We start from the raw sequence: 16,350 nt of genomic DNA, 5'->3' as shown, positions 1-16,350 counted from the left end.
TTCGCCTTCGACTTCCAGTGCACTGTCCACGTGCCATGCTTGCGGCACGCCTGGTCCAGGTCTTTGAGGGTCTGCTGGATCACTTGGGCGGGGGCATCGGCGAGCCAGTGGCAGTACGGGTCCTTCTTGGCGTCGGCGAGTTGCCTGCACTGCTCGGCATAGGTGATCCACTGCCCGCGTCGCCGGTATTCCCGCCGTTGTTCGAGACCGGTGTTCCACACGGCCCGGCAGATTCCGCCCAGCCTTTCGGCGAACGCCCGCTGCCCGAAGTCGAACTCCAGGCGGTACTTCCGGCCCTCCAGCACGCGCGACACCTCCTCTTCCACGGGACGCTCACGCCTCACCGACTCGAACATATTATCGCCTGGTCTATGAGCCAGGAAGTGGAATATCGACGAGGCAGACACGTGGTTTCCGCGATGCACGTCCATCTGGTCTTTGTCACCAAATATCGCAGCAACGTGTTCGACGACGCGATGCTACGCCGCTGCGAAGACATCATGATCGAGGTGTGCGACAGCTTCGAGGCCGAACTCCGCGAGTTCAACGGCGAACACGACCACGTCCACCTGCTCATCCACTACCCGCCCAAGGTTGCGATCAGCAAACTCGTCAACTCGTTGAAAGGCGTCTCCTCGCACTACCTGCGCAAGGAGTTCACCGGCCAGGTCAACCGCGCCATAACGCACGGCCACTTCTGGTCACCCAGCTACTTCGCCGCCTCCTGTGGCGGAGCGCCACTATCGATCATCAAGGCGTATATCGAACAGCAGCGCCACCCCACCTGAGGCTCCAGGTCCGCGCTCCGCGCTCCGCGCTGCCCCGCCTACGGCGGGCCATCCCCCAAAAGGGGGACCGCATTCATCCCCGGCCTGAAGGCCGAGGCTTTCTGCGGGCCTTCGGTAACATCGGTTTCCTCCCCACCGTGACGCTGTGGGGAGGCCGCGTTGCCGCTGCTCGCGCTCTTGATGCTGGTCCTGCTCGTGACCTCCTGCGCCTCCGCGACCCCCGCGCCCCCACCTACCTCCACCCCCACGCCTTCGCCGAGCCGGCCTCCCCCCGCTCCCAGGAAGCGCCCCGTCAAAGAGGTGTGGGTACCGTACTCCGCCTCCGGCCGGTACCTGGTCGTGCCCGGCGGCGCGCCGGCCCGGCCGGGCTCCGGCGAGGTGGTGCGGTACGTGGTGGAGGTGGAGGCCGGCCTGCCGTTCGACCCGGCCGGGTTCGCCGCCGACGTGCATCGGGTGCTCAACGACGTACGCGGGTGGGCGCGCTTCGAACGCGTCGACCACGGCCCGGCCCAGGTCCGCGTCGCCCTGTCCAGCCCGTTGCTCACCACCCTCCAGTGCCAGCCCCTCCGCACCGGGGGCGAGCTGTCCTGCTGGAACGGCACCCGCTCGGTCATCAACGCCCTGCGCTGGGCGAAGGGCGTCCCGCAGTACCGGGGCGACCTGACCGCGTACCGGGCCTATCTGATCAGCCACGAGGTCGGGCACAGCCTGGGGCACGGCCACGAGCCCTGTCCCGGGCCCGGGCGGCTCGCCCCCGTCATGACCCAGCAGTCGAAGTCGCTGGACCGCTGCCGCCCCAACCCGTGGCCCCACCCCGACCGCGGACCGGCCGAGGACCGCAGACCGTGAGGCCATATGTCGCGACACCTCACCCGTTCATGGCAGGGGCTGCCGTGCGGCGGGAGGATGGCGACCGGTAGGTTCATCGAGCCGATGAGGTCGCCGCGGCGGGGACGGGGCGGGCGTCGCAGCGCGCTGGGGAGCGCCGGCGACACCGGCCACCAAATGATCGATGCGGTCTGAACCTATCGCGATATATCGTAGAACGGGAACACCGGGGAATCCCGCTCGGTTGAGCGGGATGCACAGATTTCCAGGGGAGTGTGGCTGATGGCAGGAATGCGGACGGCACGGCGGGTCCTCGCGGGCGGCGTGGCCCTGGCGACCGCGGGCTGGGTGTTGCGCGAGATCCCCGCCGAGCTGGGCGTACGGCCTCTGACGTCGGGGCCGGACCGGGCGGCGAGGATGCGGCGCTCGCCGCAGTTCAGGGACGGCACGTTCTTCAACCCGATGCCCGAGCCGACCCACATGATGACGGCCCCGCCCGCCGGCCTGCTCGGCGAGCTGACCAAGAACAAGGAGCAGCGCCGCCCCGCGGGCCCGATCCCGCTGCGCGTCCCGCCGACCGACCCGGCGCCCGCCGACGGCGTGCGCGCGATCTGGTACGGCCACGCCTCCACGCTGGTGGAGATCGAGGGCAGGCGGGTGCTGTTCGACCCGGTGTGGAGCAAGCGGCCCTCCCCCTCGCAGCTCGTCGGCCCCAAGCGGCACCACCCGGTGCCGGTCGAGCTGGGCGAGCTGCCGGCGATCGACGCCGTCGTGATCTCGCACGACCACTACGACCACCTCGACCTGACGACCGTGCGCTCGCTGCTCAGGACGCAGAAGGCGCCGTTCCTGGTGCCGCTGGGCATCGGGGCGCACCTGGAGCGGTGGGGCGTGCCGTCGTACCGGATCATCGAGCTCGACTGGGAGGAGGGGGCCGAGGTGGCGGGGCTGAGCTTCGTCGCCACGGCGGCCCGGCACTTCTCCGGCCGGGCCTTCACCCGTAATGACACGTTGTGGGGCTCCTGGGTGGTGGCCGGGGCGAACAAGCGGGTCTTCTACGCGGGCGACTCCGGATACTTCGAGGGCTACCGGGGCATCGGGTCGGCGCACGGGCCGTTCGACCTGACGCTGATGCCGATCGGCGCCTACAGCCCGGCCTGGCCCGACATCCACATGAACCCCGAGGAGGCCGTCAACGCCCACCTCGACCTGGGCGGCTCGCTGCTGCTCCCCGTCCACTGGGCGACCTTCACGCTGGCCCTGCACCCGTGGTCCGAGCCGGTGGAACGGCTGTGGCGCGAGTCCAAGGCACGGGACGTCAAGATCGTCGTACCCCGCCCCGGCGAGGCCGTGGACGCCTCCGCCGCCCAGGTGGTGGAGGGCTGGTGGGAGACCCTCGCCTGACCCTCACCTGACCTTCGCCCGCGCGGCCCGTACAGTCTTGGCGTGAGCAACCTGGAGCTTGACCCGCGGGAGATCCGCTGCGGCGCCGACGCGGGCCCAGAGGTGGGTGCCGGCGGCGAGGTGCTGATGGGGCGCGAGGTGCCGCTGGGCGGGCCGCGCGCGATGCTGGTGAGCAGGACGCTGCCGGGCGTGCACCGGCGCATGATCGGCGCGTGGTGCTTCGTGGACGCCTACGGGCCCCAGCGCGCGACGATGCGGGTGCCGCCGCACCCGCACACCGGCCTGCAGACGGTGAGCTGGCTGGTCGAGGGCGAGGTGCTGCACCGCGACAGCCTGGGCACCCTGCAGGAGATCCGCCCCGGCCAGCTGAACCTGATGACCGCCGGCCGCGGCATCTCCCACTCGGAGGAGTCGCCGGAGACGGTGCTCCACGGGGTGCAGCTGTGGGTGGCGCTGCCCGGCGAGCACCGGCACACCGGGCCGGCGTTCGAACACCATCCGGCGCTGCCCGTGCTCTCGGGGCCCGGCTTCGAGGCGACCGTCGTCATGGGGTCGCTCGGCGGGGTCGCGTCGCCGGCCACCGCGTTCAGCCCGCTGGTCGGGGCCCAGATCGCGGTGGACGGCACGTGCGAGGTGCCGCTCTCGCCCGGTTTCGAGCACGGCGTGCTGCTGCTGGACGGCGCGATCGAGCAGCTGGAGGCGGGGGCGATGGTCTACCTGCCACCGGGGCGGTCCGCGCTGCGGCTGTCGGGGCGCGGCCGGGTGCTGCTGATCGGCGGCGAGCCCTTCGGCGAGGAGATCGTCATGTGGTGGAACTTCGTCGGCCGCACCCACGACGAGATCGCCGCGTTCCGCAAGGACTGGATGGAGGGCGAGGGGTTCGGCGCCGTCGAGGGGTTCGACGGGGCGCCGCTCCCCGCGCCCGTCCTGCCCGCCATCCGGCTGAAGCCGCGCGGGCGGGTGCGTTAGCCCTTCTGGACCGTGTAGACGACCTCGAGGTCCTCGCCCTTGGCCGGAACCTCGGCCAGCAGGCGCACCATCTTCCCGGTGAAGTCGATCACCTGGACCTGCTGCTTGTCGGCGGTGGCGTCCGGGCGCACCCAGCAGAGCAGGTGATCGTCGTCGAACCAGGCGGCCAGGCCGCCGCAGGCCGTCTCGATCCGCTTCACCTCGGCGCCGGTCCGGCTGTCGTACACGCAGTTGTTGCCGCTGCCCAGGCCCGGGCAGTTGGTGACGAAGAGCCTGCCCGACGGCGAGAACAGCTCGTCGGCGATGCCGGCGCCGACGTTCGGGATGCGGCGGACGCGCAGGCCGCCGGCGTCGAAGAAGCGCAGCGCCTGCTGCCCGGCGTCGATCGACATCGCGACCACGCCGGTGTCGGCGTCGTCGAAGCCGTACCTGATGTTCTTCAGGGAGCTCTCCCTGAGCGAGGCCACTGCGGCCTTCCTGGTGGTCACGTCCACGATGGCGAAGCCGGTCGACTGCCAGGTGTCCTTGACCGGGTTGCCGACGTTGAGCAGCAGGCGGGTGCTGTCGCGGGACCAGGCCTGGATGTACGCGCTGAGCGGCTGCCGCGAGGTCTTGACCGAGAACCGTTCGCCCGTCGTCTTGTCGGTGATCTCCACGGCGTCGTAGTTGTCGACGAAGTTCTTGCCGCGCTTGGCTAGGTAGCGGCCGTCCGGGGAGAGCGTGGCCTCCCATTGGTCCTGATATTTCGTGAAGCCTCCCGTGAGGGAGTCGCGGGCGTGGTACACCCAGTTCTTGGACTTGGGGTCCCTGACCATGTAGGTCGTCAGCCTGACCGGGTCGTCCGGGCTCTCGTAGACGGTGGCGTCGGTGTCGGGGAGCCGGACCGGGATGAGGTTCGCGGTCGGGACCGGGGACGCGGTGGGACTGGGGGACGCCGTGGCCGTGGCCGTGGTGGTGGCTGTGGCGGGTGTCGGGAATGCCTGCGGCTTGGGGGGCAGGTTGACGACGGTCACCACGACGATCGCGATCGCCGCCACCAGCGCCACGCCCGCGACGGCCCCGCCGATCAGCCAGTTCCTCCGGTTGGACGGGGGCGGGCCGCCGTACGGGATGCCCGTGGGCGGCGTACCCGGCTGCTGGAACGGGACGGGCGCCTCAAACCCCGGCCGCCCGCCGGGCGGGGGCGGCTGCTCACCCCCCAACGGCCGGTACTGCCCCTGCGGCGGCGGGGGGTACGACGGTGGATAGGACGGAGGTGGGTACGGCGGCTGGGGATACGGCGGCTGGGGATGCGGTGCTTGGGGATACGGCGCTTGGGGATACGGCGGCTGCCCAGACCACCCCTGCGGCCCAGACCCACCGGCCCGATCCGCCCCAGGCCCCCGCCACTGAGCCCCCTCCCCTACCGAAGCCCCACCCCCAGACGGCGTCGGGCCACCTCCTGAAGCCCCACCACTCGGCAGCGTCGGGCCACTCCCTGAAGCCGCACCACCCAGCGGTGCCCCACCTGCCGCCGGAGGCGCACCACCCGGCCAGGACCCCCCACCCATCGGCGACCCACCGCTCGACGGCGTCGCACCGCCCACGGGCGACCCGCCACCTGGCGTAGGCGTGCCGCCCGCCGAGGGCCCGTCACCCATCGCGAAAGCGCTGCCCACCGGCTGAGGACCACTCGCAGGCACACCACCCACCGGCGAGGGACCGCTCGTCGGCGCGCCGCCCACCCAGTGGGGACCACTCGCCAGCGCGCCACCCATCGGTGACGGGCCGCTCGCGGGAGGCGTGCGCCCCATCGGGGGTGAGCCCGGAGGGAGGCCGCCGATGGCGGCTGCGGCGCGGTGGAGGGCGTCCGGGTTCGAGGTCGGGTGCTCCAGGAGGCGGTGGATCACGTGCTCGGCCGTCGGCCGGCGACCGGGCTCCTTGGACAGGCAGGCCGCGACCAGTTCGCGCAACGTACCCGTCAACCGCCCCAGATCCGGCTCGGCGTTGAGCACGCGCTGCACCGTCGCGGGCATGTTCTCGGCCGCGAACGGCCCCGCGCCGCCGGCCGCGAAGACGACGGTGCACGCCCAGGCGAACATGTCGGCCGCCGGCCCCACGGCATCGCCGACGAGCTGCTCGGGCGCCAGGAACGCCGAATCGCCCACGGGCACGGTGGTGTCGCCGGCGGTCACGTCGAGCGCCGTGGCGATGCCGAACCCGATCACCCTGGGCCCCTCGCTGCCCAGCAGCACGTTGCCGGGGCTGAAGTCGCGGTGCACGATGCCGGCCTGGTGGATCGCGGCGAGGGCGGTGGCGGTGCCGATGGCCAGCCGGTGCAGCGCGGGCCCGGTGCGCGGCCCCTCCTCGCGGACCGCGCGGTCCAGCGCCAGGCCGTCCACGTACTCGCTGACGATGTACGGGCGCCCGTCGTGCACGCCGCTGTCCAGCACCTTCGCGGTGCAGAACGGCGCCACCCGCCGCGCCGCCGTCACCTCCCTGGCGAACCGCTCCGCCGCCGCCCCGTCACCCGCCAGCTCGGGCCGCAGCCATTTGACGGCCGCCTGCCTCCCCTGCCCGTCGACGCCCAGATAGACGACACCCTGAACGCCTTCTCCCAGCCGTCCCCGGATCTCGTAGCCTCCGAGACCGGAGGGATCTCCTGCTCTGAGTTCAGTTATCGGCGGCATGGGCGCATTATGAGCGGCGAATCTTGCAAACGGCTTACATCACTCGTGAGTTTTCTTCGTATCCTCGCCGCCCCGGGCCGCTGTCACGTCAGGCGCTGCGCCTTGCTCAGCAGCCGCTGCGCCACCACGACCAGCGCCAGGAACATCCCGCTCACCACCTGCTGGAACGCCGACGTCAGGCTCCCGACCTGGTTGATCAGGCTCTGGATGACCCCGAGCAGCAGCACCCCGGCCACGGTCCCGGTGATCCCGCCCGCCCCGCCGGTCAGCAGGGTGCCGCCGATCACCACGGCCGCGATGGCGTCCAGTTCGAGCCCGATGCCCAGGATCGTCACCCCGGAGGAGAGCCGGGCGGCGTTCAACGCCCCCGCCAGGCCCGCGAGGAGGGCGGACATGACGTACACGTAGACCTTCGTGCGCACGACCGGGACGCCCATGAAGGCCGCCGCCTGCTCGTTGCCGCCGATGGCGTAGACGTTCTGGCCGAAGCCGGTGCGCTGCAGCAGGACCATCGCCAGCAGGGCCAGGATGATCGTGATGTAGACGGGGTACGACAGGCCGAGGAGCTCGCCCTGACCGAGTGTGGCGAAGGCCGGATTTTTCACGAGATAGGTGGTGGCGCCCTCGTTCGAGATCGCCAGCATCAGCCCGCGCACGCCGAGCAGCCCCGCCAGGGTCACGATGAACGGCGCCATCCCCGTACGCGCGATGACCAGGCCCTGGAGCAGGCCGACCACCCCGCACACCGCCAGGGGCAGCAGCAGCGCCACGATCAGCCCGTACTGCGACCCGTACGCGGCCAGCACGCCGCCGAGCACGAACAGCGACCCCACCGACAGGTCGATCCCGCCGCTGATGATGACGAACGTCATCCCGATCGCGATGATCGCCAGGAAGGACGACGACACGACGACGCTGGCCGCGTTCTCCGGCGTGGCGAACGAGTCGAACGCCAGGCTGCCCACGATCACGAGCAGGCCGAGCACCATCATGGCGCCGTGCTGCTGGAGGATGCGGCTCACCTGTTCACGGTTCATCGGCGCTCCCGGGTGGCGTAGACGGCGGCGAGGATGATGACCGCCTGGACCATCTGGGTCCACGACTGCGGCAGGTTGTGCTTGATCAGGGTGGCCGAGAGCAGTTGCATGAGCAGCGCGCCCATGACCGTGCTCAGCACCCTGATGCGGCCGCCGGTCAGCGGCGTGCCGCCGACCACGACCGCCGTGATCGCCGACAGCTCGATGAACAGGCCGAGCGAGGTCGGGTCGCTGGCCTGCAGCCGGGCCGTGGCCAGTACCCCGGCCAGGGCCGCCAGCAGCCCGGAGATCACGTAGACGGTCAGGAGCACGCGTTTGACCGGCAGCCCGGACAGCTCGCTGGCCGACCGGTTCCCGCCGATCGCCACCACCTGCCGCCCGAACGTGGTCCGCCGCACCACGAACAGCACCACCACCGTCAGCGCCGCCGCGATGAGCACGATGACCGGGATCCCGGCCACCGAACTGCTGCCGAGCGCGATCAGGTCCGGGTTGCGGAACTCGACGAGCTGCGGCACCAGGACGTTCGCCAGGCCGCGCACGCCGACCAGCAGCGCCAGGGTGGCCACGATCGGCTGCACTCCCACGTACGCCACCAGCGCCCCGCCCGCCGCCCCGACCACCGCGCCTCCGATCACGGCCACGATCAGCGCGGGCAGCCAGCCGTACCCGAGATAGAGCACGACCAGCGCGGCCGCGAGCGCCATCGCCGAGCCGACCGACAGGTCGATGCCCTGGGTGCCGATCACCAGCGCCATCCCGAGCGAGACGATCACGATGGGGGTGACCTGGACGAGCTGGGTGCGGAAGTTCGCGGCGTCCAGGAAGTGCGGGGTGAACAGCACGTTGAACAGCAGCAGCGCCAGCACCGCCGCGTACACGCCGTAGTCCTGGACCCAGGCGAACACGCGCGGTTTGAGCACCGCGACGCGCCCCTGCACGGTGAGCTCAGCCATCGCCCCGCCCCTCACCCATCTGCTCCTCGCCTATCTGCTCCTCGCCCGCCCGCCTCACACCCAACCGCTCCCCGGCCCCCTGCCCCACGTCCCCCTCACCCGCAACCGCCCGCCCCACGTCTGCCTCTTCCGCAGCAGCCGGACGCTCCACCTCCGCCTCACCCACAGCCGGGCGTGCCTCCTCCGCCGCCTCATCAGCGGGCGCGTCCTCTGCCGCCTTTTGATCCGCGAACGTCAGATCTCCGGCCGTGTGCTCAGCGATCGTCGCCATGATCCTCTCCTCGGTGACCTCGTCGCCCGCCAGTTCCCCGACGACCGCGCCCTCGCGCAGCACCAGGATCCTGTCGGCGCCCTCGACCAGCTCCTCCAGATCGGAGGAGATCAGCAGCACGCCCAGCCCTTCCGCGGCCAGCTCGTCGATCAGCGCCTGCACCTCGGCCTTCGCCCCGACGTCGATGCCCCGGGTGGGCTCGTCGAGCAGCAGCACCTTGGGACGCACGGCCAACCAGCGGGCGAGCAGCACCTTCTGCTGATTGCCGCCGGACAACTCGGACACCAGTTGATGCGGCGACGCGGCCTTGATCCTCAGCCTCCGCATGAAGATCCCGACCACCCGGTCGATCTTCGCATCGGACACCACGCCTGCCCTGCCCAGACTGGGAAGGGCGGCCAGCGCGATGTTCTCCCGTACCGAGAGGGTCGGAATGATGCCCTCGGCCTTGCGGTCCTCGGGCAACAGGCTGACCCCCGCCCTGATCGCCGCTTTCGTCCCCCTTCTGAGGGGCCGCCCCGCCACCAGCACCTGGCCGCCGTCGAGCGGAAGCGCGCCGACGATGGCCTTCGCGGTCTCGGTCCTCCCCGCGCCCAGCAGTCCGCCCAGCCCGACGACCTCCCCGGGCGCGATGGCCACATCCACGCCCTCCAGAACGTGACGCCGAGTGAGCCCCCGCGCCTCAACCACCGGCGCCCCCACCCCCTCGGCCGGGGTCGTTCCGTCGGACGCAAGCGGCGCGTCCCCGTCAAACGCGGCAGCACTCCCCCGCCCGTCGTTGCCAGGCACAGCCGCAGCACCACTGCCCACCGCCACCAACGCATCACCGCCACCGGGTACGGCACTCGAAGCACCGCCGTGCGCATCGATGGAAGCGCCGCCAGCCGGAACACCCGCATGGGGGAGAGCACCGGCTGCACCACCGCCGCGCGTCACGGCGCCACCAGGCACACCACCAGTGGGAGCGCCTTCGGGCACGCCACCAGTGACGGCACCTTCGGGCACGGCACCAGTGGCAGCGCTTTCGAGCACGCCGGTAGCAGCACCGCCGGACGTCACCGAGGCACTGGAACCGGACGCTCCCGCAGAACCCGCCGACGCCACAAACCCTGCCGACGCGGCAGATTCCGCCGACACCGCATCGCCCGCCGGAGTCGGACCTCCCTCCACCCCCACAGGGTCCGGCGAGGATGTCGCAAGGGTGATGGCGCGGTGGCGGGTGCGGGAGAAGCGGGTGAGGCCGCCCGTACGGACCTCGTTCAGGTCACGACCGAGCATGAGCGAGATGAGCCGCAGCCGCTCCACCTCCGCGAGCGGCCCCGAGTGGGCGACGCGCCCGTCCCGTAGCACCGTGACCTCATCGCACACCCGGTACAGCTCGTCCAGCCGATGGCTGACGTACATGACGGCGATCCCCGCGTCCCGCAGCCGCCGGATCACCCCGAACAGCGTCTCCACCTCCCGCGGTTCCAGCGAGGACGTGGGCTCGTCCATGATGACCACCCGCGCGTCCACGGAGACCGCCCTGGCCAGGGCGACCATCTGCTGGGCTCCGACCCCGAGGGTGCGCAGCGGCCGGCGGACGTCGGTCGCGACCCCGTACCCGGCGAGAACGCGTCGCGCCTCCCCGTGCATCGCGGCCGCGTCGATCACGCCGAAGCGGCCGCGCGGCTCGCGGCCGAGCAGCAGGTTGCGGGCCACGCTCATCATCGGGACGAGGTTGACCTCCTGGTAGATGGTGGAGATCCCGGCGCGCTGCGCTTCCATGGGCGTGCCGAAGGCGGCGGGAGTGCCCCGGTAGCGCAGCTCGCCGCCGTCCGGCTGGTACACGCCGGTGAAGACCTTGATCAGTGTTGACTTGCCCGCGCCGTTCTCGCCGACGAGGGCGTGCACCTCGCCCGGGCGAAGGGCGAGGGACACGCCGTCCAGAGCGAGTACGCCGGGGAAGCGCTTGCTGACCGCCCGGGCCTCGAGAACCGGTTCCAAGTCAGTACGCCTCACCGATGGAATCCTTGGCGTTGCCCGTGTCGTAGTCCCGGTCGGAGATGATCACCTTGTCCGGGATGGGCTGCCCGTCGAGGAACTTCTGGGCGGTCTCGAAGGCGAGCGGCCCGAAGCGGGGGTTCGACTCGATGACCGCGTGCAGCCAGCCGTCGGCGATGCCCTGGACGGCGCTGCGGGTGCCGTCCACCGACACGATCTTGATGTCGCCGGGCTCCTTGCCCGCGCCCTTCAGCGCGGTGACGGCGCCGAGGGCCATCTCGTCGTTCTCGGCGTAGATGCCGTTGATGTCCGGGTTGGACTGAATGAGCTGCTCGGTGACCTGCTGCCCCTTCTCGCGGGCGAACTCGCCGGTCTGCTCGAACGAGATCGTGATCCCGGGCGCCTTCTCCTTGACGCGGTCCTTGAAGCCGTTCGTGCGCTCGGTGGTGACGTTGTTGCCGGGGGCGCCGAGCAGGATGGCAACCTTGCCCTTACCGTTCAGCGCCTCGATCATGCGGTCGGCGGCGCGCTTGCCCTGCTCGTAGAAGTCCGAGCCGATGAACGTCAGGTAGTCGCTGCACGCCTTGGCGTTGATCTTGCGGTCCACCGTGATGATCGGGATCTTCTTGGCGGCGGCCTGCTGGAGGACCGGCTCCCAGCCGTCGGAGTTCAGGGGGGCGATGACGAGGAGCCGTACGCCCTGCGCGATGAGCTGCTGGACGTCGGTGATCTGCTTGGAGAACTGGGACTGGGCGTTGGTGACCTTGAGGTTCGTGATGCCGAGCTTGGCGGCCTCGTCCTTGATCGACTTGGTCTCGGCGATGCGGAAGGGGTTGGCCTCCTTCTCCGACTGGGAGAAGCCGACCGTGGCCGTCTTGAGGTCGAACTTCGTGCCGCCGAACTGGTCGAGCGTGCACGTCGGCCCGGCCGAACCGGTGGGCGACTGCACGACCTGCTGCCCCGCCGTACTCGCGGTGGCGGGCACGCCCTGCGGCGCCTCGGCCTTGGCACACGCGGCCGCGGTGAGGAGGACGGCCAATGCTAATGCGGCTGTCCGGATATGGGGGGTCATGGCGTTCCTTTCCTATCAGGCCCGGCGCCCGGGCCACAGGGCCCGGACGACCGGCGTTCACCCGCGGTCGCCGTGTTCCGGCCTGCGGTTCAGGCGGGGTGCGGCGCACACGGTTCGATCAGGAGCTACGCGCCCGTCGGACGGGCGCGGTGTTCGTTTCAGTTTTCAAAGGTGCGGTGTTTCAGGTGCGGCGTGCTTTGGACGGACCCAGGTCCCGTCGGACGCGGGGGCCATCAGACCCAGGGCCGTCGGACGCGGGAGCGTCGGACGCGGGACCGTCGGACCCTCGGGTCCAAGGGCCGTCGGACGCAGCACCCTCGGACGCGGGGATCTTCGGACGGGGCCCGTCGGACCCAGGTTTCTCAGACGCGGGGGCCGTCGGGCCCAAGGGCCGTCGGACACGGGAACCGTCGGACGGGGCCCGTCGAACCCAGGTTCCTCAGACGAGGCTTTCCAGGTGCCGAGTGGGTGTGCGTGTCAGGTGCAGGGTGGGTTGATGGCGCTCGTCAGGGCCGTGTTGGCGTCGTGTACGCGCTTCACGTCCGGCTTCGTGACGGCCCGGTCGTACGTCATCAGTCCGTTCAGTTCGGTCTCCACATCGGTGGTCTGGGTGTAGATCGCGGCGCTGAGCTGCTCGCAGGCGTGCAGCCGCTCAAGCTCCTTGACCATCCCGACGTACCGGGTGGTGAGGGCCTCCGGGTCGGGTTCGACCGCGTAGCCCCAGCCGCCGCCCGACCAGGTGTGGCCGATCAGCGGCAGGCCGAGCCCGCCGTACTCGCCGAGTACGTTCGCCCGCGTCCCCGATGGTTTGCCGGGGTTGCCGGGGCCCGGGTAGATGTGGAAGTCCTTGACGTCGCCGTTGCCGCCGTCGACCGCGCCGCAGCAGTTGATCCCGCTCATGTTGTTCACCAGGCGCGACGGGTCCCAGCTCTTGACCAGATCGGCGATGCGGGCCTGGTCGTACTGGCCCCAGCCCTCGTTGAACGGCACCCACATGATGATCGACGGGCTGCTGCGGTGCTGGTCGACCAGTTCGCGCAGTTCGGCCTCGAACTGGGGTCTGTCATCCGTGCGGAACGCCGCCGGCATGTCCTGCCAGACCAGCAGTCCGAGCTTGTCAGCGTGGTAGTACCAGCGGTCGGACTCGACCTTGACGTGCTTGCGGACGGCGTTGAAGCCGAGCGCCTTGGTCTGCACCAGGTCGTACCGCAGTGCCTCGTCGGTCGGCGGGGTGTAGATGCCGTCGGGCCAGAAGCCCTGGTCGAGGGGGCCGAGCTGGAAGACGGGCTGCCCGTTCAGCAGGATCCGGTTGCCGGAGACCGCGATGGAGCGCATCCCGAAGTAGGACGTGACCTTGTCGTCCTTGAGGCTGACCTCCAGGTCGTACAGGTGCGGGTCGTCCGGGGTCCAGAGCTTGGGGTTCGGCACCGGGAGTCTGAGCTCGCGGCCCAAGGGGCCGGTCACCTTGCCCACGACGCGGCGGCCGTCCCTTGCGATGACCGTGGCCTTGCCGCCGGTTCCCTGGACGGTCACGTAGAGCGCCTGGCCGCGCAGGTCGGGCACGGTGTCGACGCGCTCGATGCGCTCCTTGGCGACCGGCTCGATCCAGACGGTCTGCCAGATGCCGGAGTTCGCGGTGTACCAGATGCCGCTCGGGTCGAGCCGCTGCTTGCCGATGGCCTGCGTGCCGGCGTCGGTCGGGTCGTACACGCCGACGATCAGCTCCTGCGGGCCGCTGCGCCTGAGCGCGTCGGTCACGTCCACGGTGATCCGCCCGTAACCGCCCTTGTGGGTGGTGACCTGCTTGCCGTTCACGTACACCGTGGACTGCCAGTCCACCGCGTCGAGGTGCAGCAGCAGTCGCTCGCCGCGCCAGGTGCGGGGCACGTCGAACGTCCTGCGGTACCACATGCGCTCCTCGTGCCGGCCGATGCCGGACAGCTGCGACTCCACCGGGTACGGCACGACGATGCGCTCGGGCAGGTCGCGGCCGACGGGCGCGGCCTCGTCAGCCTTGGCCGGCGCGAACTGCCACTTCCCGTTGAGGCTGCGCCAGCGGTCCCGGACGAGCTGGGGCCGGGGGTACTCGGGCAGCGGATTGGCCGGGTTGACGTCGTCAGACCACTTCGTCCGCAGGATGTAGGCGGAGCCGTTGGCGACGTAGGCGTACGGGAAGGCTTCGACGGCACTGCCGTCGGCGTAGGTGAGGCCGCCGGCGCCGTCGTAGGCGGCGCGGACGGCGCTGCCGGCCTTGGACGGGATCGGATATTTCAGCTTCAGTTCTACGGTTTGCGGATTTTTCAGGACTGCGGAGGTTGCGGGCCATTTGGTGCCCGCGACGGTGACGTCCAGCTTGCCGAGGGCGTCCGCCGGCAGCGCCCCCAAGGGCTTGGCGAACGCCAGTGTCGCGACGTCACCGGCCGCGTTCACCTTGGCGTCGGACGGACCGGGCGGCGCGAACCCCTCGGGCAGCGTGAACGCCTCCGCGGGCACGATCTGCTTCGGCTGGCTCGGGCTCTGCCAGCGCAGCCGCAGGTTCGCGCCGCCGAAGTGCTCGAAGTACTCGACCTTGAAGTCGTACTTCCTGCCCGCCTCCAGGGTGATCGGGGTGCCGGTCTGCTCCCGGTCCCAGTCGTCCACCCAGTGGTCGATGACCGGCTTGCCGTCCACCCAGAGTCGGAAGCCGTTGTCGCCGATGATGGAGAAGGTGTACGTCTCGGAGTACTTGGGCTGGATCTGACCCATCCACCGTACGGAGACGTCGTCCTCCCTGCCGGCCAGCAGCTTGAACGTCGGATTCAGGTCTGTCAGCTCCAGGTTGGGGTCGACGACGCTGGCCTTCAGCTCGGCGAAGTCGAACTTCCCCGCCCCGGAGGCGAGGTAGTAGTCGCCGCGCAGCCCGTTCCGGGCGTCGGCGGCCTGGTCGGGAGCTGCGGCGGCGGCGGGGAAAGACGGCTGCCATAACAGTGACATCAGTACGGCCAGCGGGAACGCGAGGCGCTTGCGCACGGGGGGTCCTTTCGAAACGCGCCGATCAGGTTCGGACAGCTTTTGACCCTGACACGCTCTCAAGTAAGCACTGGCGGACCGAGCCGGTCAAGATTTCCGATCAAATTCGTTCTCATACGATCAGAGGTGAACTCATCTTGGCCTGTCCACTATGATCGGGACGTGAGCGACACGCAGAGCGACGGACGCAGACCCGTGTTCGCCGCTGAACGCCGGCAGCGCATCCTGGAGCTGGTGCGCGCCAACGGCGCGGTGTCGCTGCGCGAGCTCGCCCAGGCCGTGCACTCCTCCGAGGTAACCGTCCGCCGCGACCTGCGCGCCCTGGAGTCGGAGGGCCTGCTCAACCGCCACCACGGCGGCGCCACCCTGCCGGGCGAGCTGTCGCGCGAGGCCGGATACGCGCACAAGGTGTCGCTCGAGTCCGCCGAGAAGACCGCCATCGCCGACCTGGCCGCCGCCCTCGTCGAGGACGGCGACGCGATCGTGATCGGGCCCGGCACCACGACGCAGGAGTTCGCCCGCCGCCTGACCAGGCACGCCGAGCTGGCCGTGGTGACCAACTCCCTGCTGGTCGCGCAGGCGCTGGCCGGGTCGCCCCGGGTCGAGGTCATGCTCACCGGTGGCACGCTGCGCGGCTCGATCCTGGCTTTGGTGGGCAGCGCGGCCGAGCACTCGCTGGCGGGGCTGCGGGTGCGCCGGGCGTTCATCTCCGGCAACGGCCTGACCGCCGAACGCGGGCTGTCGACGCCGAACATGCAGGTGGCGGGCGTCGACCGGGCGCTGGCGGCGGCCGCTGAAGAGGTCGTGGTGCTGGCCGACCACACCAAGATCGGCGTGGACACGATGGTCCAGACGGTGCCACCGGACCGGATCGACCACCTGGTCACGGACGACACGGCACCCCGGGACGTACTCGACGACCTGAGCGCCCGCGGCGTCCGCCTCCACGTCGCCCAGTTCTGACCTTCTCCCTCGCCCGCCCGAACGCCCACGCACCCCCGGGGTTGGGCGCGGCCCTTGCCGACGGTGTTGAAGCGGAAGTCCGAACGCCCAGGCACCCCGGGGTTGGGCCCTTGGGCGAGATGCGTGGGCGAGATGCGTGGGCGGAGGTTGCGCGGAACGAGTGCGGCTGTCGGGAACGGGTGCCGCGGCCATGAGACGCCCGGCGCGCGGAGCGACACGGGTGCAGGCATGCGGACGGGTGGGCGGGCGCGATGGGCGGGCGCGATGGGCGGGCGCGCGGTGGATGAGCGAGGGCGGGCGGGCGTTGGCAAGCGGGTGGACGGGCGCGGGTGGGTGCGGGCGGACGAGCGTGGGTGCGGGCGGGCGGGCGGGCGGGCGGGCGGAGGATGCTGGCAGGTGGG

12 protein-coding genes are annotated in these 16,350 nt (G+C 70.8%); 5 read left to right on the top strand and 7 right to left on the bottom strand.

Going from position 1 to position 16,350, the window contains the following annotated elements:
• A partial coding sequence (locus tag ABZS69_RS34025; protein WP_355379472.1) for a helix-turn-helix domain-containing protein occupies nucleotides 1-344 on the bottom strand: 344 nt, incomplete at its 3' end.
• Nucleotides 345-371: 27 nt separating this feature from the next.
• On the opposite strand from ABZS69_RS34025, the gene tnpA reads away from it, so the two are divergent.
• From tnpA to ABZS69_RS34005, 4 genes are all read left to right on the top strand, one after another.
• A complete protein-coding gene (tnpA, locus tag ABZS69_RS34020; protein ID WP_355379471.1) occupies nucleotides 372-788 on the top strand; it encodes an IS200/IS605 family transposase in 417 nt (138 codons plus the stop codon).
• 159 nt (nucleotides 789-947) lie between these two features.
• Complete coding sequence (locus tag ABZS69_RS34015; RefSeq protein WP_355379470.1) at nucleotides 948-1,637, top strand: DUF3152 domain-containing protein; 690 nt, start codon at nucleotides 948-950, stop codon at nucleotides 1,635-1,637.
• A 261-nt stretch (nucleotides 1,638-1,898) separates the two neighbouring features.
• On the top strand, nucleotides 1,899-3,020 hold the full coding sequence (locus ABZS69_RS34010) for an MBL fold metallo-hydrolase (protein WP_355379469.1): 1,122 nt from the start codon (nucleotides 1,899-1,901) through the stop codon (nucleotides 3,018-3,020).
• A gap of 42 nt (nucleotides 3,021-3,062) precedes the next feature.
• Entirely contained in the window at nucleotides 3,063-3,989 is a 927-nt protein-coding gene (locus tag ABZS69_RS34005) for a pirin family protein (RefSeq protein WP_355379468.1), read from the top strand.
• Here the strand turns inward: ABZS69_RS34005 and ABZS69_RS34000 are convergent.
• The 6 genes from ABZS69_RS34000 to ABZS69_RS33975 all read right to left on the bottom strand — a co-directional run bounded on the left by ABZS69_RS34000 (nucleotide 3,986) and on the right by ABZS69_RS33975 (nucleotide 14,986).
• Nucleotides 3,986-6,658 (bottom strand): serine/threonine-protein kinase, encoded by a 2,673-nt coding sequence (locus ABZS69_RS34000; RefSeq protein WP_355379467.1) that lies wholly within the window; start codon nucleotides 6,656-6,658, stop codon nucleotides 3,986-3,988. The genes ABZS69_RS34005 and ABZS69_RS34000 overlap by 4 nt on opposite strands.
• Before the next feature lie 83 nt (nucleotides 6,659-6,741).
• Nucleotides 6,742-7,695 carry an ABC transporter permease gene (locus ABZS69_RS33995; RefSeq protein WP_355379466.1) on the bottom strand — a complete coding sequence of 318 codons (954 nt, stop codon included), beginning with the start codon at nucleotides 7,693-7,695 and terminating at the stop codon, nucleotides 6,742-6,744.
• A complete protein-coding gene (locus tag ABZS69_RS33990; RefSeq protein WP_355379465.1) occupies nucleotides 7,692-8,651 on the bottom strand; it encodes an ABC transporter permease in 960 nt (319 codons plus the stop codon). Before ABZS69_RS33990 ends, ABZS69_RS33995 begins: the two co-directional genes overlap by 4 nt.
• Entirely contained in the window at nucleotides 8,644-10,842 is a 2,199-nt protein-coding gene (locus tag ABZS69_RS33985; RefSeq protein ID WP_355379464.1) for an ATP-binding cassette domain-containing protein, read from the bottom strand. The genes ABZS69_RS33990 and ABZS69_RS33985 overlap by 8 nt, the downstream gene beginning before the upstream one ends.
• Before the next feature lie 67 nt (nucleotides 10,843-10,909).
• On the bottom strand, nucleotides 10,910-11,944 hold the full coding sequence (locus ABZS69_RS33980; protein ID WP_355379463.1) for an ABC transporter substrate-binding protein: 1,035 nt from the start codon (nucleotides 11,942-11,944) through the stop codon (nucleotides 10,910-10,912).
• A gap of 510 nt (nucleotides 11,945-12,454) precedes the next feature.
• On the bottom strand, nucleotides 12,455-14,986 hold the full coding sequence (locus ABZS69_RS33975) for a PA14 domain-containing protein (RefSeq protein ID WP_355379462.1): 2,532 nt from the start codon (nucleotides 14,984-14,986) through the stop codon (nucleotides 12,455-12,457).
• A 162-nt stretch (nucleotides 14,987-15,148) separates the two neighbouring features.
• Between ABZS69_RS33975 and ABZS69_RS33970 the strand changes: the two genes are divergently transcribed.
• Nucleotides 15,149-15,949, top strand: coding sequence for a DeoR/GlpR family DNA-binding transcription regulator (locus ABZS69_RS33970; protein WP_355379461.1), 801 nt, complete (start codon nucleotides 15,149-15,151; stop codon nucleotides 15,947-15,949).
• The last annotated feature ends 401 nt before the right edge of the window (nucleotides 15,950-16,350 follow it).

Origin of the sequence: Nonomuraea sp. NPDC005650, from assembly GCF_040605375.1 — a bacterium.
In the GTDB taxonomy this organism is placed as follows: domain Bacteria; phylum Actinomycetota; class Actinomycetes; order Streptosporangiales; family Streptosporangiaceae; genus Nonomuraea.
This window is presented reverse-complemented; position numbering and strand designations above follow the sequence as displayed.